The organism is Moheibacter stercoris (genome assembly GCF_040545805.1).
GTDB classification, from domain to species: domain Bacteria; phylum Bacteroidota; class Bacteroidia; order Flavobacteriales; family Weeksellaceae; genus Moheibacter; species Moheibacter stercoris.
In genome coordinates, this window is record NZ_JBEPMO010000002.1 from 93,023 (window position 1) to 117,748 (window position 24,726).

General features: G+C 36.8%; 25 protein-coding genes. 14 read left to right on the forward strand and 11 right to left on the reverse strand.

The window, feature by feature from the left end:
• The first annotated feature begins 13 nt into the window (after positions 1–13).
• Positions 14–1,660, forward strand: coding sequence for an ArnT family glycosyltransferase (locus ABID46_RS02320; RefSeq protein WP_354506632.1), 1,647 nt, complete (start codon positions 14–16; stop codon positions 1,658–1,660).
• On the opposite strand, the gene mltG is transcribed toward ABID46_RS02320, so the two are convergent.
• Positions 1,661–2,680 (reverse strand): endolytic transglycosylase MltG, encoded by a 1,020-nt coding sequence (gene mltG / locus ABID46_RS02325; protein ID WP_354506635.1) that lies wholly within the window; start codon positions 2,678–2,680, stop codon positions 1,661–1,663.
• A 2-nt stretch (positions 2,681–2,682) separates the two neighbouring features.
• Complete coding sequence (gene dapF / locus ABID46_RS02330) at positions 2,683–3,468, reverse strand: diaminopimelate epimerase (protein WP_354506638.1); 786 nt, start codon at positions 3,466–3,468, stop codon at positions 2,683–2,685.
• 186 nt (positions 3,469–3,654) lie between these two features.
• Between dapF and ABID46_RS02335 the strand changes: the two genes are divergently transcribed.
• The 6 genes from ABID46_RS02335 (at position 3,655) to ABID46_RS02360 (ending at position 10,428) form a co-directional block, all read left to right on the forward strand.
• On the forward strand, positions 3,655–5,142 hold the full coding sequence (locus ABID46_RS02335; RefSeq protein WP_354506641.1) for a Do family serine endopeptidase: 1,488 nt from the start codon (positions 3,655–3,657) through the stop codon (positions 5,140–5,142).
• 72 nt (positions 5,143–5,214) lie between these two features.
• The gene (locus ABID46_RS02340; protein WP_354506644.1) at positions 5,215–5,727 is read left to right on the forward strand and encodes a hypothetical protein; all 513 of its coding nucleotides are present in this window, start codon (positions 5,215–5,217) and stop codon (positions 5,725–5,727) included.
• 23 nt (positions 5,728–5,750) lie between these two features.
• Positions 5,751–7,244, forward strand: a complete 1,494-nt coding sequence (locus ABID46_RS02345; RefSeq protein ID WP_354506647.1) for an FAD-binding oxidoreductase — start codon at positions 5,751–5,753, stop codon at positions 7,242–7,244.
• 56 nt (positions 7,245–7,300) lie between these two features.
• Entirely contained in the window at positions 7,301–7,969 is a 669-nt protein-coding gene (locus ABID46_RS02350) for an ABC transporter ATP-binding protein (RefSeq protein ID WP_354506650.1), read from the forward strand.
• Positions 7,970–7,972: 3 nt separating this feature from the next.
• Positions 7,973–9,661, forward strand: a complete 1,689-nt coding sequence (locus ABID46_RS02355; protein ID WP_354506653.1) for a DUF8201 family protein — start codon at positions 7,973–7,975, stop codon at positions 9,659–9,661.
• A complete protein-coding gene (locus tag ABID46_RS02360; RefSeq protein WP_354506656.1) occupies positions 9,658–10,428 on the forward strand; it encodes a TIGR02757 family protein in 771 nt (256 codons plus the stop codon). The genes ABID46_RS02355 and ABID46_RS02360 overlap by 4 nt, the downstream gene beginning before the upstream one ends.
• Before the next feature lie 49 nt (positions 10,429–10,477).
• Here ABID46_RS02360 and ABID46_RS02365 read toward each other — a convergent pair whose 3' ends face one another.
• From ABID46_RS02365 to ABID46_RS02405, 9 genes are all read right to left on the reverse strand, one after another.
• On the reverse strand, positions 10,478–11,953 hold the full coding sequence (locus ABID46_RS02365) for an MBL fold metallo-hydrolase (protein WP_354506659.1): 1,476 nt from the start codon (positions 11,951–11,953) through the stop codon (positions 10,478–10,480).
• A 13-nt stretch (positions 11,954–11,966) separates the two neighbouring features.
• Positions 11,967–12,554, reverse strand: coding sequence for a redoxin family protein (locus ABID46_RS02370; protein ID WP_354506662.1), 588 nt, complete (start codon positions 12,552–12,554; stop codon positions 11,967–11,969).
• Between the two features lie 2 nt (positions 12,555–12,556).
• Positions 12,557–13,567, reverse strand: coding sequence for a TQO small subunit DoxD (locus ABID46_RS02375; RefSeq protein WP_354506665.1), 1,011 nt, complete (start codon positions 13,565–13,567; stop codon positions 12,557–12,559).
• A 51-nt stretch (positions 13,568–13,618) separates the two neighbouring features.
• A complete protein-coding gene (locus ABID46_RS02380; protein ID WP_354506667.1) occupies positions 13,619–13,936 on the reverse strand; it encodes a hypothetical protein in 318 nt (105 codons plus the stop codon).
• Between the two features lie 84 nt (positions 13,937–14,020).
• Positions 14,021–14,830, reverse strand: a complete 810-nt coding sequence (locus ABID46_RS02385; protein ID WP_354506670.1) for a sulfite exporter TauE/SafE family protein — start codon at positions 14,828–14,830, stop codon at positions 14,021–14,023.
• Between the two features lie 62 nt (positions 14,831–14,892).
• Entirely contained in the window at positions 14,893–15,525 is a 633-nt protein-coding gene (locus tag ABID46_RS02390; protein ID WP_354506673.1) for a Crp/Fnr family transcriptional regulator, read from the reverse strand.
• 4 nt (positions 15,526–15,529) lie between these two features.
• Complete coding sequence (locus tag ABID46_RS02395; protein ID WP_354506676.1) at positions 15,530–15,943, reverse strand: DUF6691 family protein; 414 nt, start codon at positions 15,941–15,943, stop codon at positions 15,530–15,532.
• Between the two features lie 3 nt (positions 15,944–15,946).
• Positions 15,947–16,495, reverse strand: coding sequence for a YeeE/YedE family protein (locus tag ABID46_RS02400; RefSeq protein ID WP_354506679.1), 549 nt, complete (start codon positions 16,493–16,495; stop codon positions 15,947–15,949).
• Positions 16,496–16,500: 5 nt separating this feature from the next.
• The gene (locus ABID46_RS02405) at positions 16,501–17,892 is read right to left on the reverse strand and encodes an MBL fold metallo-hydrolase (protein WP_354506682.1); all 1,392 of its coding nucleotides are present in this window, start codon (positions 17,890–17,892) and stop codon (positions 16,501–16,503) included.
• Positions 17,893–18,014: 122 nt separating this feature from the next.
• On the opposite strand from ABID46_RS02405, the gene ABID46_RS02410 reads away from it, so the two are divergent.
• From ABID46_RS02410 to accC, 7 genes are all read left to right on the forward strand, one after another.
• Positions 18,015–19,814, forward strand: coding sequence for an ABC transporter ATP-binding protein (locus ABID46_RS02410; RefSeq protein ID WP_354506685.1), 1,800 nt, complete (start codon positions 18,015–18,017; stop codon positions 19,812–19,814).
• Between the two features lie 68 nt (positions 19,815–19,882).
• Entirely contained in the window at positions 19,883–20,542 is a 660-nt protein-coding gene (locus ABID46_RS02415; RefSeq protein ID WP_354506687.1) for an alpha/beta hydrolase, read from the forward strand.
• An 80-nt stretch (positions 20,543–20,622) separates the two neighbouring features.
• The gene (gene pdxA / locus ABID46_RS02420) at positions 20,623–21,687 is read left to right on the forward strand and encodes a 4-hydroxythreonine-4-phosphate dehydrogenase PdxA (protein WP_354506690.1); all 1,065 of its coding nucleotides are present in this window, start codon (positions 20,623–20,625) and stop codon (positions 21,685–21,687) included.
• A gap of 150 nt (positions 21,688–21,837) precedes the next feature.
• Positions 21,838–22,416 carry a YceD family protein gene (locus tag ABID46_RS02425; RefSeq protein WP_354506693.1) on the forward strand — a complete coding sequence of 193 codons (579 nt, stop codon included), beginning with the start codon at positions 21,838–21,840 and terminating at the stop codon, positions 22,414–22,416.
• Between the two features lie 10 nt (positions 22,417–22,426).
• Entirely contained in the window at positions 22,427–22,627 is a 201-nt protein-coding gene (gene rpmF, locus ABID46_RS02430; RefSeq protein ID WP_354506696.1) for a 50S ribosomal protein L32, read from the forward strand.
• 112 nt (positions 22,628–22,739) lie between these two features.
• Positions 22,740–23,222 carry an acetyl-CoA carboxylase biotin carboxyl carrier protein gene (accB, locus tag ABID46_RS02435; RefSeq protein WP_354506699.1) on the forward strand — a complete coding sequence of 161 codons (483 nt, stop codon included), beginning with the start codon at positions 22,740–22,742 and terminating at the stop codon, positions 23,220–23,222.
• A gap of 91 nt (positions 23,223–23,313) precedes the next feature.
• On the forward strand, positions 23,314–24,672 hold the full coding sequence (accC, locus tag ABID46_RS02440; protein ID WP_354506702.1) for an acetyl-CoA carboxylase biotin carboxylase subunit: 1,359 nt from the start codon (positions 23,314–23,316) through the stop codon (positions 24,670–24,672).
• The last annotated feature ends 54 nt before the right edge of the window (positions 24,673–24,726 follow it).

The following is a 24,726-nucleotide window of genomic DNA, read 5'->3' on the forward strand; positions in this document are numbered from 1 at the left end:
AATCCATTTTTTTGTGCCTTCAAAAAAACTCATACTAGGAATTTTACTTGTCATATTCATCAATTTATTGCAAGCGTTTTTAACTCCGCTGGCAGAAGATGAAGCCTATTATTGGGTATGGTCGCAGCATTTGGATTGGGGATATTTTGACCATCCACCTATGGTTGCTTGGTGGATTTCATTGGGGTATTCCATCTTTCAAAATGAATTAGGCGTTCGATTTCTGAGTGCCTTTATGAGTGGAATGACCATTTTACTCTGTTGGAAAATTCTTCAACCCAAAACCAAACAAGAAGAAAAGTTATTCGGACTGATTTTGGGTTCTTGTGTGGTGTTTCATGCATTTGGATTTTTAACTACACCCGATGCGCCCCTTTTATTTTTTACGGTTTTCTATCTTTTCACGCTCAAAAACTTTTTAGAGAAAAATACTTGGACAACCATGTTTCTCATAGGAATTGCCTTCGCCGGAATTATGTATAGCAAATACCACGGGATTTTGGTTATAGGCTTCACGCTTTTTCCCATCCTTTCCAATCTTTGGCGAAATCCAAAATTCTACCTAGCGATTTTGTTTAGTTTGGTTTTGTACGCTCCTCATTTGAATTGGCTTTACGAACATGATTTCTCACCAATTTCCTATCATTTCTCTGAACGAAGTGCAGATGAAAAATTTGAAATCATCAAATTGGTGAATTATATTGGAATGGTCTTTTTGGGTTGTGCGCCTTTCTTGGTTTATTTTATTTGGAAAGCTATTTTTCGATTTAAAATAGAAAATCCATTCGAAAAATCAGTGAAAGCATTGGCGATTCTTCCCGTAGTATTTTTTCTGTTTAGCACTTTCAAAGACAATGTCCAGCCGCAATGGTTGCTGATCAGTTTTGTCGCAATGGCCTTTATTAGCTTTTGGTTTTGGAACAAACAACCCAAAAACAAAACCTTTTATGTTTTAGGATTGATTGGAATTGGATTGATTTTCCTTCTGCGAATTTTGATTGCAATGCCTTCAATTTCGCCTTTATACAAAGACAAAGATTTCGCATTAACAGCTGGAAAACTTTCATCTGAAAAGGTGGTATTGGAAAAATACCAAGAAGCTTCTTTGTTTTTATTTTACAATCCTCAACGTGAAGTTGCGGTACACCGAACGTTGGGAAATCGAAAGAGTCAATACACTTTGTGGGATTGGGAAGAAAGTTTTAATGGACAAACCGTTGAATACATTTCACCTTGGGTAAAGTCTGAACATTCATTCAAAGGATTGAAAAACCGAGATTATTTCATCAAAAAAATTGAGAATTATCAGACCTATCATTTGATTGAAATTAGAACAGACGTAAACAACTTAAAATTTTCAAAGGACACAATGATTCTTGGAATCATCATCACAAATGGTCACGATAGATCGATTGAAATTGGACCCAATTCTCTTTTGAAAATGAATTTGAATTATTACCAAGATCATCAGTACAATGTCATCGCTTCCACACCTATTTCATCGGAAACCATTGAATTGAAACCATTTGAGCAAGAAAAAATTCAAATTAAAATTCCAAGAATCGATCAGAATGGAAAATTCCACGCAAATTTTGGGATTCATTATAGTCCAATCGGAACCACCTACGTTTCCAAGGTTATTCAGATTGAAAATCCCTAATTATTTAATTCCTCTATCGTTTAACCATTTACGGTATTTCGCAGCATTTCGTTCGTGTTCTGCATAACTATTGGTGAAACTATGATATCCTGGGCGATCTGGGTCAGCACAAAAATACACATACGGATGTTCCTCAGGATTTAGAACGGCATCCACAGCTGTCGTATTGGGCAAGCAGATAGGTGCTGGAGGCAATCCTTTCACTTTATAGGTATTATAATCAGATGGAATTGCCAAATGTCCATGATACACACGTTGAATTTTATTGTCAAATCCATTCTGCAATTTATACGCATAAATCGATGTAGGATCGGCTTCCAATCGCATATCTTTTGCCAAACGATTGAGGTAAGCTTGAGCCACTTTGGGCTGTTCGTCTACTTTGGAAGCTTCCATTTGAACAATGGATGCCAAAGTATAAACTTGCAAAGGTGTGAAATTCATCGCAGCAGCTTTTTGTTGGCGTTCTTTGTTCCAAACTTTGTCAAATTCGGCTGTCATTTTCTCCACAAATTTCTCTCCAGACGTATTCCAGAAATAATGATAGGTATTGGGAACAAAATAAATTTTGACTGTTTCGGCTGTCATATTGGGATCTTTTTTCATTCCCCAATCCACAATGGCTTGAACTATTTCAGCTGAATCGGCTTCAATTTTTTTGGAAACTGAACTTGCCAAATGAAAAATGGTCGGTTCATTTTTAATCCTCAATTTCACCTCTTCCTGGCTTCCTAAAATCAAACGATTGACCAATTCTTTGTTGGTGTCGGATTCATTCAATTTGTATTTCCCAGGTTTCAATTTCTCAGGTAAATCTTTTGATTCTGCATAGTTTCGGAAAACATCCAAATCCGTCATTTTGGTACTCAAAGAGTCCATTACTTCCTCAAAATTCGCTTCTGTTCGGATGTACAAATATGCATCCTCTTTGACCAATTTTTTTGAACCTTGAAAGAAGCTACAGCTCGTCAATGAAGTTGCCAATAGACCAATTGCAATAAATTTCGTATAGTTTTTCATGTTTATTTCTTGATTTCTATTTCGCCTTTGAACACAAATTTCGCAGGACCTGTTAACCAAATATTTTCAAATCCCTGAGAAGGATTTTCTTCAAATCGCACCTGTAAATTCCCTCCTCTTGCTTGAACTTTTACTTGATTGACTTTAATTTTTTCGGATACAAATGCCGCAATTGCAGCTGCCGTAATTCCAGTTCCACAAGCCAAAGTTTCGTCTTCCACTCCACGCTCGTAGGTACGAATTTTCAAGGTTTGACCATCCAATACTTGGACAAAATTCACATTGCTTCCTTCTTCAAAATAAGGACTTCCATACCGGATTTGAGCTCCTCTCCCTTTAACATCCACTTGTTCTACATCCTGCACAAATTCGACATGATGCGGAGAACCGGTATGCAAAAACAAATGAGATGAAAATACCTGAACTTCGGAAACATTGATCATTTGCAATTGAATTTCTTCTGGATTGATAAAGGCATGATGCAAACCATCGATGGCATTGAATGAGGTTTGAGATTGTATTAAGTTCAAATCTTCCGCAAAACGCACGATGCAACGACCACCATTTCCGCACATCGTACTTTGTCTACCATCGGAATTGAAGTAAAGCATTTTAAAATCGGAATTCTGGTCGTTTTGCAATAAAATCAAACCATCTGCGCCAATGCCGAAATTTCGATGACAGATTTGTTCAATGGTTTTTTGATTGATGGGAAAGAATTCGGACCGATCATCAATCATCACAAAATCATTTCCAGCACCTTGGTATTTAAAAAAGGGAATTTTCAACGCACTTAATTTTAGACAAAATTAGGAAATTTTAAAGGTTATTGGAAGTGGAATTGAAATGGTGATTTTGAAACCATTAAAGTTTCATTAAAAATTGTTAAAACACAGTTAAACCGCTTGTTTTAAACGAATTCTTGGTATTAAATTTGATTTGTTCAAAAAACAAGATAAATAGAAAATTAACTTATGAAAAAGTATTTAGGGTATGCATTGGTTGGGCTTTTTAGTGCAACCTTTTCAATTGTCGGAATGAAATATATTTCCAATGAAGATTCAGGTAATATTGTAACAGCGGCTGGCGATCGTGAAAATGGCGCATTTTCATTTGTTGATTATCGAGGAAATTATAGCTTAAATGCACCTGATTTTGTTTCTGCATCACATAAATCAGTAAATGCAGTGGTTAGTATCAATAATTTCTCGAAACAAACGACCACAAGATCTCAGGATCCGTTTGAATTTTTCTTCGGATTTCCTCAACAAAGACAACGTGATCCAGATTTACCAACAGGTCAAGGATCTGGAGTTATTATTTCTCAAGATGGATATATCGTGACCAATAATCACGTGATCAAAGGTTCAGAGAAAATTGAAGTGATTTTAAACAATCAAAAATCCTATACAGCGGAATTGGTTGGGACTGACCCAAACACCGATATTGCGTTATTAAAAATTGAAGATTCTGGATTGCCTTTCATCAAATTTGTGGATTCAGATGCCATTAACGTAGGTGATTGGGTATTGGCGGTAGGAAATCCATTTGGTTTGAACTCTACCGTTACCGCAGGAATTGTATCTGCAAAAGGAAGAAGTATTGATATTTTAAGAAGAAATGCTACAAGTCCGATTGAATCTTTCATTCAAACCGATGCTGCCATCAATCCTGGTAACAGTGGTGGAGCTTTGGTCAATGCCAATGGAGATTTGGTGGGAATCAATACAGCGATTTCTTCTCAGACTGGTTCTTATGTTGGATATGGTTTTGCCGTTCCATCAAACTTGGTTAAAAAAGTAGTGGAAGACATCAAGAAATATGGATTGGTTCAACGCGGATATTTAGGAGTTGAAGTAACTGATTTGAATGATGAATACCTAGTAAAACAATACAATCGTCAAAATGGAACCAATTTAAAATCTCAACAAGGTGTGTTGATCCAACGTCTAACAGACAAAGGTGGTGCACAAGCTGCTGGATTGGAAAAAGGTGATATCATTATAGAAATTGAAGGTCAAAAAATCACAAGTTATAACCGATTGACTACTGCTGTAGGAAGTAAAAATCCTGGTGACAAAGTTACCGTTAAGGTTTTACGTGATGGAAAAGAAAAAGAATATGTGGTGACTTTACGTGATACAAAAGGTAATACTACGAAGCGTTCCTTAGCAGATATGACGGTTTCTGAAAAATTAGGAGCAGATTTTGAGCCTCTTACAGATCGTCAAAAAGTAAGCTTTGGAATTGATCATGGAGTCATGGTGAAAAACTTAAACCAAGGAAGTAAATTGAATAGCATAGGAATAGACAATGACTATATCATCTTGAAAATTAACGACAAAGACGTTAGCAGTCAAGACGATATCGATAAGATCCTTAAGAATCATAAAGGCAAAGTATCTGTAAGTTACGTTGACCATTATGGTAGAATTTATACAAGAGGATTTACATTGGACTAAACCGTTATGTTTTCATAGTTTTAGGTTCGGCACATCTCACAAGGTTGTGCCGTTTTTCGTATCTTTGAACTCATGAAAAAGATTCTAACCTTCCTTTTTTTGCTATCCATTGGATTTATAAATGCCCAGGAAAAAGGTGGCTTGATGAGCCATTTATTGATCAATGTCGGGTATTCCAATTTAAATGGGAATTATTTCAAACTGGGTCCAGAAGTTTATTTGGTTCAACCCAACGACAACTTGATTGACCTTAGCGCAACCGCCAATATGGCCTATTTCAAAGATAAATTTGTGGTGGTTCCCGAACTAGGAATCGGATATCAATTCAATGCGCAAAAAGTAAAAAATAGAATCGACCCTTATCGTGAATACATGAACGGAACATTTTATTCGGCTCGTGTCAATGTTTCTCCTTGGAATGTTACGCCAGAAATTGGAATCGCTTTGATTGGAATTGTTGAAGCCAATGTTGGCTATTCTTTTCAATTTCGTGATCACAAATACACCTCTTTTGAGGGAATTAAATTTGGGTTAACGATTCATATTCCAACCATATTTTTGGTAAGTGAGGCAGGTTTGTATTAAATTGTACAAACTAAAATCAACACATGAATTCAAGAAAAAAAATGACAAAACGTGAATTCCTAAAACTTTTGGGAATGGGAAGTTTAGGCTTGGTTTTTTGGCAATGTTATGATTCCAAAAAAGAAGAACCCATTGATGAATCTCCAATGAACGAAAATTCCAATTCAAGTTCTGAACAAGCTTCCACTCAACCAGCAATTTCATTTACTGAAAATGATGTGATTTTTCTTACTCGAAATGATGAAAATTACAATCAATTGCGATTGGGATTTAACAAACGTTTTGACCGATTCCCTCAAGTAATTGCTGTTTGTTTCACTGAAATCGGGGTTCAAGCAGCCATCCAAAAAGCAAATCAAGAGAAGTTAAAAATAGCCGTAAAAAGTGGCGGACATAGTTTTGAATCTTTTTCTTGTGGTGAAAATTCTATGTTGATTAATCTTTCCAAGATGAATAAAATCCAATGGAAAGACCAAGAAAATGTCATCCTTCAACCTGCTTGTTTGTTGCAAGAAATCTATGCCGATTTTCTTCCAAAAAAACGAATCATTCCCGCTGGTTCTTGTGGAACAGTAGCCGTTGCCGGATTGACTTTGGGAGGCGGTTATGGTTTTTTCAGCCGAAAATATGGACTGACATGCGATAATCTAACCCGAATTAAAATGGTCAATGGCAAAGGAGAACTATTGGATTCCCAAGAAAATCCAGATTTGCTTTGGGCTTGCCGTGGTGGCGGAAATGGAAACTTTGGCGTCGTTACCGAAATGCATTATCAAACGCATCCTGCACCCAATTCCTTTAGTAGTTATCGCTTAAGGTTTCGAAATCTGACTGAAGATCGTTTTATGAATTTGATTCGAAATTGGTTTGATTTCACCGAAAATTTACGCAATGAAGCTTTTTCAGCATTTGTTTTGAATGGAAAAACGTTGACGATTTTAATTACAAACTTCCAAAATCATAGCTCCGAATTTGAATCAAGTTTTGACACCTTAAAAAGTTTAGCGGATGATTATAGTCCAACTTACAACCAGAATTTGGCAACAGCCTTGAAACGATATTATGGACGTAAAGACCCTTTGTATTTCAAAAATGCATCCTCTGGATTGTATCATGGGATTCAAGACATCGAATCAATTTTACCTGAAGTTTTCCAAAAAGTCACGTCCAAATCGGGTATGATTTATCAAATTAACACATTGGGAGGAGCCATTCAAAATTCAGAATTTGAAGGGAATTCTTCCTATCCGCATCGTAAATATTCCTATTTAAGTGAATTGCAATCTTATTGGGAAAAGCCTTCTCAAGAATCTGGATTTTTGGAGAAATTCGAAGAAATCCAACAGGTTTTTCATCGACATGGAATTCAAGCTCAATACAGAAATTATCCAGACATCAATTTCCCAAATTGGCAAACGGCTTATTATGGTCAAAATTATTCGCGCTTACAAAAGTTAAAATCAGAATGGGATCCAGAGGATTTATTCTCGTTTGAACAGAGTGTTAGAAAAGGATAATCATTCAACTGAACATCAAATTTCCCACTTCAAATTTTATAGCTTAATTTAGCCATATGATTTCGGCAAAAAATATTTTCAAAGATTTTAAAGGATTACAGGTTTTAAAAGGAGTTTCGCTTGACGTAAGTGAAGGGGAAATTGTGTCCATCGTTGGCGCTTCGGGTGCAGGAAAAACAACGCTTTTACAGATTTTAGGAAGTTTGGAAAAACCATCTGAGCCTGAAAAACACTACACCCAAATCCGAGTAAAGAAACAAGAATTGACCAATCTTTCCGATGCTGATTTGTCGAAATTCAGAAACGAAAACATTGGATTTATTTTTCAGTTTCATCAGCTTCTACCTGAATTTACAGCTTTTGAAAATGTTTGCATTCCAGGTTATATTGGAAACAACAAGAAATCTCAAGTTCATGAGAAAGCCAAAGAATTACTAGAATTTCTTGGCCTTGGACATCGCATGGAACATAAACCTTCGCAACTTTCGGGAGGTGAACAACAACGTGTTTCGGTTGCCAGAGCTTTGATCAACCAACCGAGCATTCTTTTTGCTGACGAACCTTCTGGGAATTTGGATTCAAAAAATGCGGAAGAATTGCATCAATTATTTTTCCGTTTGAGAGATGAATTTGGGCAAACTTTCGTGATTGTAACGCATAACGAAGAATTGGCCAACATGGCCGATCGTAAATTGGTCATGACAGACGGACGATTTGAAATTTAATCTATGTTGCTGCTTCTTCTTTCCTGGATTTATTTGCTATTCATAAGTCTTGGATGGGGAATCTTTGTACAGAAATTTCTACCTCAAAAACCCAATATATTCTACACCCTTTTATTGGGACTTTTCGGAAATCTTATTTTCCTTCATTTTTATGCGATCTTTTTTCCGATCAACGCAATTTATTATGGAATCAGCTCTGGAATTGCTCTTTTGGGAATTTTTTCGAATAGAAATTATCTAAAAGAAAAACTCAAAACTTATTTGGAAGATTGGAAGAATTGGAAAAAATCCATTCAGATTTTGAGCATTTTACTAACGGTTTTAATTCTGATTCAATCTGCTACCAAACCTTACCTCATCGACAACGAAACCTACTATGTTCAGACCATCAAATGGCTAAACGAATATGGACTAGTCAAAGGATTGGCCAACTTGCATATCTTTTTAGGGCAACAATCGGGATGGCATATTTTGCAAGCGGGTTTCAATTTTGGATTTATTTCTGATTCTTTGAACGGAATCAATGGTTTCCTTTTGGTCGTTTGCACCTTCTTTTCATTGCACCATCTCAACCGATTTTTCACAAGCAAAATCACAATGGATTTGTTTTTGGGATTGATTCCCATTCTCAATCTTCTGTTTTTTCAATTCATCAACATTCCTTCACCTGACTTTCCTATTTTCATTTTATCACCAATCATTTTCTATCTTTTTTACAAGAATTCTGTGGATTATCAAGGAGAGTTCCGTCTCTTATTGATTCTTTCAGTCTTTTTAATTTTGGCGAAAATATCGGTTACTCCATTGCTCATTTTACCATTAGTTTTATTGATTAAACATCGTTTGTGGAAGAATGAACTTAGTTTCTTTTTAAGTATCGGATTAATTAGTTTAATCGCATTTTGCCTAAAAAACTATATCATTTCGGGTTATTTATTCTATCCGACTGAATTATTAGGAAATCTCGTTTCAGTAGATTGGCAACTACCATTGGAGGTGCAACAAGCCTTTAAACCAAACAAAATTGCAAGCTTGATTCATCTTTCACACGAAGAAACGGCCCAACTCAATACTTGGCAATATTTAAAAGAATGGCTGGTTGAACCAGGATTACGTGCGATTTTCAATAAGTTAATTATAGTTTTATTACTGATTTTCCCCTTTTATATTTACAAGAACAAAACCTTGTTCTGGTTGTATATCTATGCCTTGATTCAATTCTTTTTGTTGTTTTTCATTTCTCCTCAATACCGATTTTTCTTTCCGTTGATCATCGGGATGAGCTTGTATATGTTCGCGAAATTGTTTTTGAATCGACCAAAATATGTCATCGGATTTGTTTTTTTCTTTGCGCTATTACCAATTCTGACTTTGTTTGTTCCCTTGAATATTGAAAAGATTAAAAATCAAAAAAATTCCGCTGATCAAACCTTTGCTTTTCAATTGGAGAATTTGATCATACCGCCAAAAAATTCTGGAAAAGATTTTGAATTCGAATTAAAACAAGAAGGAAATTTGCAGTATCATTCGCCCAAAACAACTGAGGAATTTTATTGGTTTACAGGTGATGGTGAATTGCCAACAGCAGATCAAAAAATGATTGAAAGTTTCAAAAAATATTTCCAAATTAGGCCACAAATGCGAACAAATGATGTAAAAGACGGATTTTACGCTGAAAAATTAGACGAATGAATTTTGACGAACTGAAAGAATTTTTAGACGAAAAAGCACAACTATACAACAACCTCGACTTCATCGAGTCCGACCCGATTCAAATTCCGCATCGGTTTTCACAAAAAGAAGATATTGAAATTGCGGGATTTTTAGCAGCGACTATGGCGTGGGGAAATCGCAAAATGATTATCAACAAAACTTCTGAATTGATGGATCGAATGGGAAATTCGCCTTATGATTTTGTGATGAATTATTCGGAAAATGAATTCGAAAAGATTGAAAGTTTCAAACACCGAACTTTGAATTCTGTTGATATGGATTTTTACATCCGCTCACTTCGCAACATTTACCAAAATCACGGTGGTTTGGAAACGGTTTTTAGTTTTTTGGAAACCGATGAAGATTCGCTAAATGCCATCGAAAATTTCCGAAGCATATTTTTAGAAATTCCCCACGAAACCCGTTCCCAAAAACATTTGTCCAGTCCTGCGAAAGGTTCCGCTGCGAAACGAATCAATATGTTTTTGCGTTGGATGGTGAGAAAGGACAATCAAGGAGTCGATTTTGGAATTTGGAATTCCATTTCACCTTCGCAATTGGTTTGTCCGCTCGATGTTCATTCTGGAAATGTGGCGCGTCATTTGGGCATTTTAACTCGAAAGCAATCGGACTGGAAAGCCGCGATGGAATTGCATCATAAATTGAAAGAATTTGACCCAAATGATCCTACAAAATACGATTATGCGCTCTTTGGTTTGGGTGTTTTTGAGAAGTTCACCAAATAAAAAAGCTCCCTTTTCAGAGAGCTTTTGCTTTTTCCTCAATAGGAATGGATTATTTTTCTTCGACTAATTCACTTTCGGTTTTTACCCATTCATTAATTCCTCCCGAATAAATACTTATATTGTCAAAACCATTCTTTTGCAAAATTGAATGTGCAATTGCCGCACGAGCACCACTTTGACAATGTACAATCACTGGTTTGTCTTTCTTGATTTTATCAAGATTGGTTTCAAGGCTCGTTAAAACGATATTTTCCACACCTTTAATGTGTCCAGCCTTGTATTCGCTTTCGGTTCGAACATCTATAATTTGTACATCTTTTTTAACCAAATAATTTTTCAATTCATCAATGGAAACAAAATTTGATTTCTTTAAGGGTAGATTCATTTGATCCAAATCTGTCACAAAACCATAGATGTTATCCATACCAATTCGCATCAGTTTTCGGGTCAAATCTTCCATTTGGTTTTCTGCCGATATCAATACGATTTGCTCTTGATAATCTACCAAGGAACCCAACCAAGTAGAAATAGATTTCCCATTTTCAATATGAAGACTTCCGGGAATGTATCCTTTGGCAACTTCCGCTCTATTTCGCGTATCAATTATCATTAAATTGTTTTCAATTGCGTTTTGAAATTCCTGTTGATTGAGTTTTGGATGAATTGGTACCTGAATCAATAACGGACGTTCCACTTTATTAAGATGTTTCATTACCGCAAAATACTTGGGTGGAGCGGGTTGTCCATCCAAAATAAATTTTACAAATCCTTCTTCATCATTTCTAAATTGAAAAGCTGGATTAAGTAATTTCTCATTTTTTAAGGTAGAATACGGAATATTGCTTAAACTTTTTCCACAAAACGAGCCGGCTCCGTGTCCAGCCCAAATTTCAATATCATCGGGCAATTGGGAAAATTTCTGAATGGATGCGTAAAGCTGTTTCGCACCTACCTCTTGGGAACCTATTTGTCCAGCTGCTTTTTCCAATAAATCGGGACGACCTACATCTCCAACAAAAATAAAATCTCCCGTTATAGCTTTTGTAGGTGTCTTTGAATCTTTTGTATCTCGAACCAAAAACGTAATGCTTTCAGGAGTGTGTCCCGGTGTGTGCATAACAGTCAATTCCACTTGCCCAATTTTTATCACACTCCCATCTTTTAAACCTGTGTGAGGAAACTGATACCGCCAATCAGCTCCGCCTTCATCTGATAGCAATAATTCGGCATTGGTAACTGCTTTTAATTCGCGCGAGCCACTTAAAAAATCAGCGTGAATATGCGTTTCCGAAATCTTGGTAATGTTCAGATTATTTGTTTTAGCAATTTCTAAATACATGTCAATATCTCTTTGTGGATCGATGACAATCGCTTCTTTGGTTTTCAAATCTCCTATGACAAAACTTGCTTGAGCTAAGGTTTCATCATATACACGCTCAAAAAAATAGCTTTGTGCTTGTAAATTTGATTGGAGTAATAAAAGTGGTAAGGTAATTACCCAATATATTTTTGATAGATGTTTCATATAATTTTTAGCTTTATTTAGTCTTCAATTCTTCGAAAAAATCCAGGATATTTTGCCCCGAATAATCCGCCATTCCCATTGTGGTATGTGCTATATTTCCGTCTTTGTCAAATATCACTGTCGTAGGCAATGAACCTTGGAAAATCTCTTCTGGAATTGCAGTATTTGGATAAACCACTGGCAAATCCATATTTTTACGTTCCATAAATTTCATCGCTTTTTCTTTAGCTCCTTGAACTTCCACCGTCAAAACCACGATTTCTTCATCATCGCGCACTTTGTCATACATCTTTTGAATCGAAGGCATTTCGGCGATACAAGGCGGACACCAAGTTGCCCAAAAGTTGATGAACACCACTTTTCCTTTTAAATCACTCAGTTCCACCGAATTTCCATCGGCATCCAACATCTCAAAATAAAGAGAAGAAGAGACTTCTTTCGGCGCGATCGCTTCTTCTAATTTGGGTTGATAAAAGCCCAATTTCATCAAACCTTGACTTAACAAAGCTTTGGCATCTGTTGAAAACACCAAAACCAGAATGAGCGCAAAAAAGAGCAGATTCGACTTATTTTTATATAAGAATTTCATGATTTGTTTCATTTTTATTGATTTAAATTAATTTGCCATTCGGCTCCACTGATATCGATTAATTTCAATGTTTTGATTTCAGTTGGAACAATGGAATCATTCAATTTCAAAGTTAAATCGGCTTTTGCTCCCAAAGGCAAAATCAAACTGTATTTTCCAGGTTTCACTTTGGACACATAATGGTTGTGAATCTGTTCGGGTTCTAAGTTTGCCAAATCTTCCATCGACCATTTTTGTACAACTTCCTTTTTATCATTCAAAATTTCAATTCCAATCAAAAACGAACCATAAACATCAGCTCCTTCTACACGGAAAACTTGAAATTCCAATTCATTATTTTGAATCGAAGCATTGGAAATTTCGACTTTTGGTTTCACCGATTTATTGTGCAATTTCCCAAAAACACCTCCGTGAAAATATTGGTTCGTAAATAAGGTCATACCCAATAGCAAAATCGCTCCGACAACCGAAACTTTTTTCAAATTGGCAATTGGCAAAGTGCCAGAACCCAACCAAGAAAACCATTTTTTATAGGTAAATGCATCGCCTTTTTGGCTTAAATAATGGTCCAATGAAACCGAACCTCCACCGCTCAAAAACAAGACAAATCCAGAAGCAATTCCCAAAACACCAATTTGCCATTCGTCCAAACAAGTGGTTCCTAACCATCCTGAACCCAATAAAATTCCCATTGCCAAACTAAATACCCCGACACTCATCAGTCGAGTAAACAAGCCCAACATTATGAACAAACCGACAATGGCTTCAATGATGGTAAAAGCTACCATTGCAGTTTGCAATTGATCGGGATTGGAAACCAAATGTTCAATCAAAGGTTTAATTCCAAGTGCGTTGGGCAAGAAATGATTGAATTTCTCGCCGATATATCCTGCTTCTTCAGGAATCAATTTATTTTCAAGAATTAGTCGTCGCCAAAAAGCAGAAAAATAGGTCCATCCGATGACCAAACGAACGGATAATGTGATAAGACCAGCAGTTGAATACTGGTTTGTAGTAGGATTCATAAACTTATATTAAATGTTAAACGAAATTTCTTTGTTGGTTAAAAGAATTCGTTAACATTCCATCAATTTGAGCTGTTTAAAAAGGATAAATCTTGGTGGACTATTCGTTAAAGGAAGTTCCTTTTCCTTTTGTGTAAAGGCTTGGATAGAAACTTCACCCAATAGTTGATTGGGTTGATTGGCCACCGCTAAATCGACCAATTTGACTTCTTGTGTTTGTTGTTTGACCAAATCAACGGATTGGAAAGTCTGACAAGAAGATTGGGAAACCGTTTTGTTCAACGGTTTGGTGTAGGTTAACTGAATCTCTTCTAAAACAAAATTTTTGGTCGCGCAAGAACTTAGTGCGAACCATACAAAAAATGCCATCGCCAACCATTTGAACTGGATAGGATGAGATGAATTCTTGCTATGTTTTAAAATTGATTTCAAACTTTTGTAAAATTACATTTATTAATTGAGAACGGAATTCATTTCGATGAAAAACAATAAAAATCCCAATGCCAAAACGAAATACCCAAATCCTCTTTGCAAAGTTTGGGTTTGAATTTTCTTTCCCCAATAATTCCCCAAAAACACGCCCACAACAGAAAAAATCAACAAAAAGCCTAAGATTTGAAAATTAAGGGTTGAAAATTGTTGGTAATCACCGGCAAATCCAATCAAGGAATTCAACATCACAATCACGATGGAAGCTGCAATCGCTTTTCGAAGTGAAACTTTGGCAAAAATCATCAAACTTGGAATGATTAAAAATCCGCCTCCCGCTCCCAAAATACCCGACAAAAATCCAATCGAAATCGCCAATAGAATCAAACCCAAACTTCCATTGGACTTTTTCAACTCATCTACAACTTCATTGTCTGATTTTTTGCGCATCATATTCCAACCTGCCGCCACCATAACGACAGAAAATAACATCATCAAAAGTGTATCGGTGGAAATTTCGCCTAAAAACGGAATTTCAATAAATTCTGGAATCAAGGGCAAAATAAAACTTCGGGTTAGAAAAATGGAGACCATCGACGGCAAACCAAATCGAAGCACCAATCCAAAATCAATTTCTTTGTTTTTGAATTTGGTATAACTCGCAAATATAGACGTCATCCCAATTAAAAATAAGGAATAGGTCGTTGCGTCCGAAGGCGCAATTCCTAGCGTATAGACCAAAGTCGGAACCGTTAAAATAGAACCGCCACTTCCCATCATTCCCAGCGTGATGCCTACGATTAGAATCAGGAAATAGCCTAAAATTTCGTTCATAAAAAAATTTTGTGTAAAGGTCTTACACAAAATTTTCTTGTACAGTTACTTATGTTACACAACTATCCCAAAATCGTCAAAGAATTTCGGTTGAGCTGTAAAAAGCCTTCCATTTCCAAGGATTTCAATACTCTCGAAATCACAACTCGAGAGGTATTCAACGCATAGGCAATTTCGTGATGGGTTTTGGGAACCGTTCTGGATTCGTTGATGGTCGCCACATCCAAAAGATACTTTTTCAATCGATCTTTCAGGTTTCCAAACGCCAAACTATCGATCGCGCTGAGCATTTCTTCCATACGATTGTTGTAACTCATAAAGACAAATTCTCGCCAAGATTTGTATTTGGCCAACCATTCGTCCATTTTTTGAATCGGAATCATCACAATTTCCCCATCGGTTTCGGCAATTGCACGAATTTGACTTTGTTTATTGCCCAAACAACAGGCCATCGTCATCGCACAGGTATCGCCTTTTTCCAAGAAATACAGCAACAATTCTCCCTCGTCTAAATCTTCACGAAGAATTCGGAGCGCACCTTTGATGATGATGGGCATTCCTTTGATGAATTGGTCAATGTCAATGAGAACATCGTCTTTTTTAAAATCGATAATCTTTCCAAATTCATTGATTTCATCTAATAATTCTTCTTCGAATTGATGCGGATAAGTTTGTTTCAGTATTTCTTTGATCATTTTGCTAATGTGGTAAATTTTTTCGGAAGAATCCGTATAAATAGGTACCAAGAAGCGCGCCAATTATGACGATAATCATTGAAAAATAACCCGATCCCAAAAGAACGAAAATAGGTCCTGGACAAGCACCTACCAATGCCCAACCCAATCCAAAGAAAATTCCTCCGATCAAATAACGCGCAATGGATTTGTCTTTGTTTGGAATTTCAATTTTCTTTCCTTCCACATCTTTGGCTTCCGATTTTTTCATCAACCAAATTCCAATCAATCCAACGACCAAAGCCGAACCGATGAATCCATACATATGAAAGGATTCAAATCGGAACATTTCATAAATTCGGAACCAAGATGCCGTTTCAGATTTGTACATCACAACACCGAAAACCAGTCCTAAAAGGATATATACTAAACTACGCATAACTTAAAAAATGAATGGGAAAATTAGGTGAACCATCAACAAACCACCGATGAAAAATCCGATGACTGCAATCAAGGAAGGCAATTGTAAATTACTCAATCCTGAAATCGCGTGTCCAGAAGTACATCCGCCCGCATAGCGCGTTCCAAATCCGACAAACAATCCACCGATTAACAACAACAAAATATTTCCCCAAGAATAGGTTTTGAAAATTTCGGTTGGCGAATAAGTTTCACCGACTGAATGAATTCCGATTTCGTGTAAACTTTGCGTGGTTGCTGCCGAAATTTCAGGTATTTGCTCTCCGCCCAAAAAGGTCACCGAAACAATTCCTCCTAAAACGGCTCCTACCAAAAACAATAGATTCCATTTTTGGGATTTCCAGTCAAAGGCAAAGAAATCACAAGATTTCCCCGCTCCCATCGCCGAACAGATCGTTCGGAAGTTCGAGGAAAATCCGAAGCTTTTCCCCAAGTAAATCAATAGCAACATAATGATGGCTACCAAAGGACCGCCTACGTACCACGGCCAAGGTTCAGAGATAAATTCCATTTTATTTAGTTCTTATTTACATTTTGGCAAGACCAATCTTGGTAACCTCCGCTATAATTTTCAATGTTGAATCCTTTTGCTGCCAAGAAACTGCTCGCAATTGCCGAACGCGTTCCCGATTGACAATACAGAATTGTTTTCTTGTTTGGATCTAATTCTGTCCATTTGTTTTTCAAATGTCCGACAAAAATAGAAGTTGCACCCGGAATTTGTCCTGCTTCGAATTCTTTTTTGGAACGAACATCCAGAATCTGAACCGAAGAATCCTTCAGATAGGCTTCCATTTGAACACGATCAATGATCGAAATCGAAGAAGTTTCCAGGTCAGAAGAAAATAATTCTTCGGGTGTGATAAATCCGTAGATGTTGTCCATCCCAATTCGCATTAGTTTTCGAACCAAATCTTCTACTTCATTTTCGTTCGCGATCAATAAAATTTGTTCTTCATAATTCACCATCCAACCCATCCAAGTATTGAAGGATTTCGAATTTTCGATGTTAATAGAACCTGGAAAATGCTTTTCAGAAAAGGCTTGTTTGGATCTTGTATCGATTAATTTCAATCTGAAATCTTTTACTTTTTCAAACTCCAAAGCTGTCAATTGATTCAATTTCGGAACACCTGCCAACAAGGAACGCTTGGTTTTGTTCAATTTCTTCATATTTCCGAAATAGAAAGGAGCCTCGGGCTGATCTTTCAATAAAAATTCGGTAAATCCCGCTTCATTCTCACCATATTGCAAAGCCCAATTTCGCATTTTCTCGTATCCAACTGTTGAACTTGGAACCGCTCCTAAAGCTTTTCCACAAGCAGAACCAGCACCGTGAGCCGGAAAAACTTGCACGAAATCGGGCAAAGCTTTGAATTTCTCAATCGATTCAAATAATTGTTTTGCTCCAACTTCTTTGGTTCCGATCATTCCAGCTGCTTCCTCCAATAAATCAGGACGACCTACATCACCTACGAAAACAAAATCACCTGTAAAAATCATCACCGGTTCTGGCGAAGCCATCGTGTCAGTCAATAAAAAACTGATGCTTTCAGGCGTATGACCTGGCGTATGCAAGATGTCAAAAACCAAATTTCCTACTTTAAAAGAATCGCCATCTTTCAATCCGATGTGTGGAAAATCATATTGCCAGTCAGCTCCACCTTCATCGGACAACAAAAGTTGCGCTCCCGTCACGTGTGCCAATTCTTGGCTCCCCGAAAGGTAATCTGCGTGAATATGGGTTTCGGCAATGTATTGGATGGAAAGATTTTCCGCTTTTGCGATTTCTAAATAGGTATCGATGTCTCTTTTGGGGTCGATTACAATCGCTTCACCCGTCATTTGGCAACCAATTACATAACTGAAATGTGCCAAAGATTTCTCATAAACTTGTTGAAAAAACATAATCTTCTAATTTTATGAGGCAAAAGTAATTGTCCAAAAAATCCTGTACAGTAACTTAGGTTACATAGTAAAATTCAACTTCTTATTTTTTGCTACATCACAAGATTTCCTACATTTGAGTTATGTCTTTAATGCAACTTTTTAAAAACCTATGGCCTTATGTAAAACCCTATCGATGGCTGGTTTTTGCTGCTTTGTTTTTAACCTTAATTGGTTCATTTACCGCTCAGGTAAACGCTTTGACCCTACAATATACCGTTGACGAAATCAATAAATTGGTCGAAAAAGGCGAAGGCGTTGAAACCGGATTTTACATTCTCGTTACGATTACCTTGATTTTGATGGGAAAGGAGATCGTGAATGTTTTCATCACTTTTGGACAGAAATTCTATGGTGAGAAGCTCCGAATTTATGTTTCGCGAGATTTGGCACAAGCCGTTGTTGATAAAGTTTTGACGTACCGAATGGCTTTTTATACTGCCGAAGACAACGAATCGGGGAAATTACAAACCCGAATTGACCGTGGAATTGAAAGTTTGACGCGTTTGGTTCAGAACTTTTTCATCAATATTTTACCGCTTTTTGCGAATTCCCTTATTGCTTTGATTTTGATGTTCAATGCGAATTTTTGGGTAGGTTTTGTAGGATTGATGATCGTTCCGGTTTATATGTACATCACCATCAAACAAGCGCGTACATTGAGCGGATGGCGTAGAAATATGCGAAATTTCCGTGAATCTAAAAGTCAAGGAATTGTCAATATCATACAATCTATTACCGTAATTAAGTCTTTTAATCGCGAACAAATCGAATCGGCCAAACAAAATCAAATTCAAATTGATTTGACCGAAAACCAATTGAAAACCCAGAAAACATCTTTCCTTTTCAATGGAATCAAAACCTTTGTGGAACAAATTGGCGTGGTGATCATCATCATTTTAACGGCTTATTTGGTATTGGATGGGCAAATGAGCATCGGGATGATTATGTTTCATATTTTGTTGTTTAGCAATGTAACCGCACCGATTGGGCAATTGCACCGCATTTTTGACGAAATGAACGATGCAATGATTTATTCGGAAAGTTTTTTCGGAATTCTAAATGCCGACGAGGAAAAAGAAAATTCCGGAACCTATATTCCGGAGAAATTGGAAGGAAGATTTGAAATGAAAAACGTAGATTTCCATTATCCGAACGGAACCCAAGCTTTGTTTGATGTCAATATGGAAATTCTTCCCAACAAGATTACAGCTTTGGTCGGATTGAGCGGTGCTGGAAAAAGTACGGTTATCAATTTGTTGGATAAATTCTACGAACCGACTTCGGGCGAAATTTATTTGGATGGCGTTCCATTGAAGGATTACGATACACAATTCCTCCGAAACAATATTGGATTGGTTTTGCAGAAGAACCACATTTTCTCGGGAACGATTGAGGAAAACATCCGATATGGAAATCCGCACGCAAGCGAAGAGGAAGTGATGGAAGCGGCGAAACAAGCCTATATTTACGATCAAGTGATGGGATTGCCCGATAAATTCAAAAGCAATGCATTGCTACTTTCAGGTGGACAACAACAACGAATTGCGATTGCGCGAATGTTTTTGAAAAATCCGCCGATTATCTTTTTGGATGAACCAACGGCGAGTTTGGATGCGATTGCGACCGAACAAATTAAAAACAGTTTGGATGCGATTAAAAAGAATCGAACGGTAATTATTATTTCGCATAGTATTTCCCAAATCATCGATTCCGACCGAATTTATGCAATGGAAAAAGGAAAGGTGATGGAATTTGGTCCGCACGACGAAATTTATGATCAAAACGGTGTTTACAAAGAGATTTTTGATGCAATGGCGAGAAGTTTGAACATCGAAAAAATCGCGAAAACCTACGATGATGATGAGGAAGAAACTTATTAATCATCATTCAAAATTCAAAATTTAGAATTTTAAATTAAATTCCACCGCATAATTAATAATTTTGTTGAATGAAAAATTTAGTGGGCATCAATTATTTGGAGCGCAAACCGCGCGTGCAGAAAGAGAAAAATCCGGTGATTATTTTGATTCACGGATACGGAAGTAATGAAGAAGATTTGTTTGGTTTCGCAGAAGATTTACCTGACGAATTCCACGTGATCAGCGTTCAAGGAATGCATATGCTACAATTTGGGATGTATGCTTGGTACGAAATCAATTTCGTGGATATGGAAAAATTCAACAATGTTCCACAAGGCCTTGCTTCGCGTGACAAATTGGTTGATTTCATCGAAGCAATCATTCAACAAGAAAATCTAGACGATGAAAATGTTTGGCTATGCGGATTTAGTCAAGGCGCCATTTTGAGCTATTCGATTGCATTGAATTATCCGAATAAAGTAAAACACATCGCTTGTCTAAGTGGGTATCCGGAACCGAATTTCATTGGAGATTTGGACGTGAATCGCGATTATTCCAATTTAGATTTCTTCATTTCTCACGGAACTGACGATATGGTAATTCCAGTCGAATGGGCACGAAAAGGAAAACCAATGTTAGATGAATTGGGCATCCAAAACGAATACCACGAATACCGAAGCGGCCACGGAATTGTCCCTCAAAACTATTGGGATTTAATCGCTTGGATGAAGAAAGGATTGGTGAATTAAGAAGTAGAATTCAAAAAACTCCTTGCTTCCATTTTCAACTCAGAACATAAATCCTAACTTTGCACAAATTATTTGATTCTATGAATACACAGGATAGAAAACCGAGAATTGCCATTTCCGTTGGAGACATCAATGGCATCGGCTATGAAATCATTGTAAAATCTTTGAAGGATAAAAACATTTTGGATTTCTTCACGCCGGTCATTTTTGGTTCTACCAAACATTTGAATCATTTTAAAAATTTAGTCAAAGAAGAATCCATTCAATTTTTTGGAATCAATTCGGCTGATAAAGCAGTTGACCGCAAAATCAATGTCGTGAATTTATGGAAAGAACCTGTTCAAATGGAATTCGGAAAAGCAACCGAAATTTCTGGACGTATGGCTTTCGAATCCTTAAAAGCCGCTGCCGAAGCTGTGAAAAATGGGGATTGTGACGTTTTGGTTACAGCACCGATTAACAAGAAAAACATTCAGTCCGAAGAATTCAATTTCCCAGGACATACCGAATATTTAGGAGATGTTTGGGGTGGAAATCCTTTGATGTTTTTGGTAACCGATACCTTAAAAGTAAGTTTGGTGACCCAACATATTCCTTTGAAAGAGGTTTCTGAACAAATTACCAAAGAAGGTATTGTTCAAAAAATAAAGGCTTTACACGATTCCTTGAAATTGGATTTCGGGGTTCGCAAACCCAAAATTGCGGTTTTGGGATTAAATCCACATTCGGGTGATAACGGACTTTTGGGTTCGGAAGAACAAGAAATCATTGTACCAGCGATTCAAACTGTTTACGAACAAGGAATCTTGGTATTTGGACCTTATGCTGCGGATAGTTTCTTTAATCCAACGAATTTGGAAATGTTTGATGCGGTTTTGGGAATGTACCACGACCAAGCCTTGATTCCATTTAAAACTTTGTGTTTTGAAGACGGTGTGAATTATACAGCCTCCTTGCCATTTGTACGTACTTCACCCGATCATGGAGTGGCATACGACATTGCCGGCAAAGGAATTGCAGACGAAACTTCCTTCCGAGAAGCTTTGTATACTGCAGTTTCCATCTATGAGAAACGCAAAGAATACAAGGATTTGACGAGTAATGTTTTAAAGACAAGAGAATTAAAACCAGAAAGAGAAAGGTAAAAATAGATTTTGTTTTTCTTCTTTCTAAAAAGAGAATAAATCTCAGAATTTTAATTTAATACAAGATAAAATTTAAGGCAAAGTAAAATTTAACCCAAAAACCTTCTTGTTTTTCAGTTAGATGTATTATCTTTGCCGACCGTTTGAGTTATGGAGAAGTTCAGGTATTATAATGTTTCCTTTGCAGGTTTGCCTTTGGGACAACATGAGTTTGAGTTTCCAATTACTCAGTCGTTCTTTGATTTGTTTGAATTTGATCAGGATTTTCAACATCCGAATTTACGATTGGATTTGGTTTTGGATAAGAAAAACAATTTTTTGGAATTGCATTTTCAATTATCGGGAACCATTGAAGTGAATTGTGATTTAACCAATGAGCCTTACGAGGAAAAAATCAGTGGGAAAAGCTCAATCATCGTAAAATTTGGAAGTGAATTCGATGATTCCGATGATGAAGTTTGGGTAATACCGCAAGGTGAATTCACGATTAATATCGCCCAAATGATCTATGAAATGACGCTTTTGGCTTTGCCGAAAAAACGCATTCACCCAGATGTTCAATCGGGAAAAAGTCATTCTGAAATGTTAGAACTATTGGAACAATATAGTTTGGAAGAAGAGGAATTTGACGAAATGGATGAAGATGAATTGAATGAAGAATCAAACGACGAAGAAATTGACCCAAGATGGGAAGCATTAAAAAAATTAAAAAACAACAATAACGGATAAAATATAAGTTATGGCACATCCTAAGAGACGACAATCGACTACGAGAAGAGATAAACGTAGAACTCATTACAAAATTGAAGCGCCTCAGATCGCGATTGACAAGACGACTGGAGAGGCTCACCTTTACCACAGAGCATACTGGTTAGACGGTAAAATGTACTACAGAGGTAAAGTAGTTATGGAAAAAAATCAAGAAGAGGAAGTAGAATAATTCCAATTCTATATTGAACAAAAAGCTGTTTCTATCATTTTTAGAGACAGCTTTTTCAATTTTTTTATACATTTGAAGATTACACTCAAGTTTATCTTAAAAAGAACATACTATGGATATCAGAGAAATACAAAATTTGATCAAATTTGTTTCAAAATCAGAAGTTGCGGAAGTGAATTTGAAATTGGAAGGTTTTGAAATCAAGATCAAAAACATTGGAGGACAAACGGTTACGTACGCGCCTCAACCAATGGTTCAACCACAAATGATGGCAGCACCTACACAAGCTGTTGCATCAGCTCCAGCATCAGCTTCTGCTGAAACCTCTGCGGCTCCTGCTGAAGATAATTCAAAATACATCACCGTAAAATCTCCAATGATTGGTACTTTCTACCGTGCATCTGGACCTGGAAAAGATCCATTTGTGTCTGTAGGAGACAATGTTTCTACTGGTTCTGTATTGTGTATTGTAGAAGCGATGAAATTATTCAACGAAATTGAATCAGAAGTTTCTGGAAAAGTTGTCAAAATCTTGGTAGACGACGCTAGTCCAATTGAATATGATCAACCTTTATTTTTGATTGACCCATCTTAACTAAATTATGAATGTTGTAAAGGCTAAAGGAATTTTAGAAAACCAAAAGTCTTTTTATTCATAGTTAATACTAATTCATAATTTACAAACGATGTTTAAAAAAATATTAATTGCCAATCGAGGGGAAATTGCCATGCGTGTTATACGTACTGCAAAAGAAATGGGAATTAAAACCGTAGCAGTTTATTCAACCGCAGATCGTGATAGTTTGCACGTACGTTTTGCAGATGAAGCTGTGTGTATTGGGCCACCTTCAGGAAAAGATTCTTATTTAAAAATATCCAATATCATTTCGGCAGCAGAAATTACAGATGCTGACGCTATTCACCCAGGTTATGGATTTTTGTCAGAAAATGCCAAATTCTCCAAAACTTGTCAAGACCATGGAATTAAATTCATCGGCGCTTCACCTGAACATATCAACAAAATGGGAGACAAAGCTACGGCGAAAGCAACCATGATTGAAGCGGGAGTTCCTGTTGTTCCTGGATCTGAAGGAATCTTAAAAGATTTAGCAGAAGCCAAAAAAGTAGCGAAGAAAATCGGTTATCCGGTTATGATCAAAGCGACTGCTGGTGGTGGTGGAAAAGGGATGCGTGCTTGTTGGGACGAAAAGGAATTGGAGAAAAATTTCGAATCGGCTGTAAACGAAGCTACAGCAGCTTTTGGGAATGGCGGTATGTATATGGAAAAATTGATTGAAGAACCTCGCCATATTGAAATTCAAATTGCGGGAGATTCAACAGGTCGTGCTTGTCACTTGTCTGAAAGAGATTGTTCCGTTCAACGTCGTCACCAAAAATTGGTAGAAGAAACTCCTTCTCCATTTATGACACCAGAATTACGTGAAAAAATGGGTAATGCTGCTGTAAAAGCTGCAGAATACATTGGATACGAAGGTGTAGGAACCGTTGAGTTTTTAGTAGACAAAAATGGTGATTTCTACTTTATGGAGATGAATACTCGTATCCAAGTAGAACACCCAATTACCGAACAGGTAATTGATTATGATTTGGTGAAAGAACAAATCTTATTGGCTGCTGGTCAACCTATTTCTGGTAAGAATTATTATCCGAAATTGCATTCTATCGAATGTCGTATCAATGCAGAGGATCCTTACAATGGATTCCGTCCTTCACCAGGAATGATTTCCAATATCAACATTCCAGGAGGTCATGGAGTACGTGTCGATACGCATGTGTATGCAGGTTATGTAATTCCACCCTATTACGATTCCATGATTGCTAAGTTGATTGTCACGTCACAATCTCGTGAAGAATCTTTGGCTAAAATGCGTCGTGCTTTGGAGGAATTCTACATCGAAGGAATTAAAACTACGGTACCTTTCCATAGACAATTGATGGACAATGAAGATTTCATCAAAGGAAATTATACCACGAAATTCATGGAAACTTTTGAATTGGATCCAAGCTATGCTGATCAATTCTAAAATATAAGATTATCAAAATCATAAAAATCCGGATGTTTACCATTCGGATTTTTT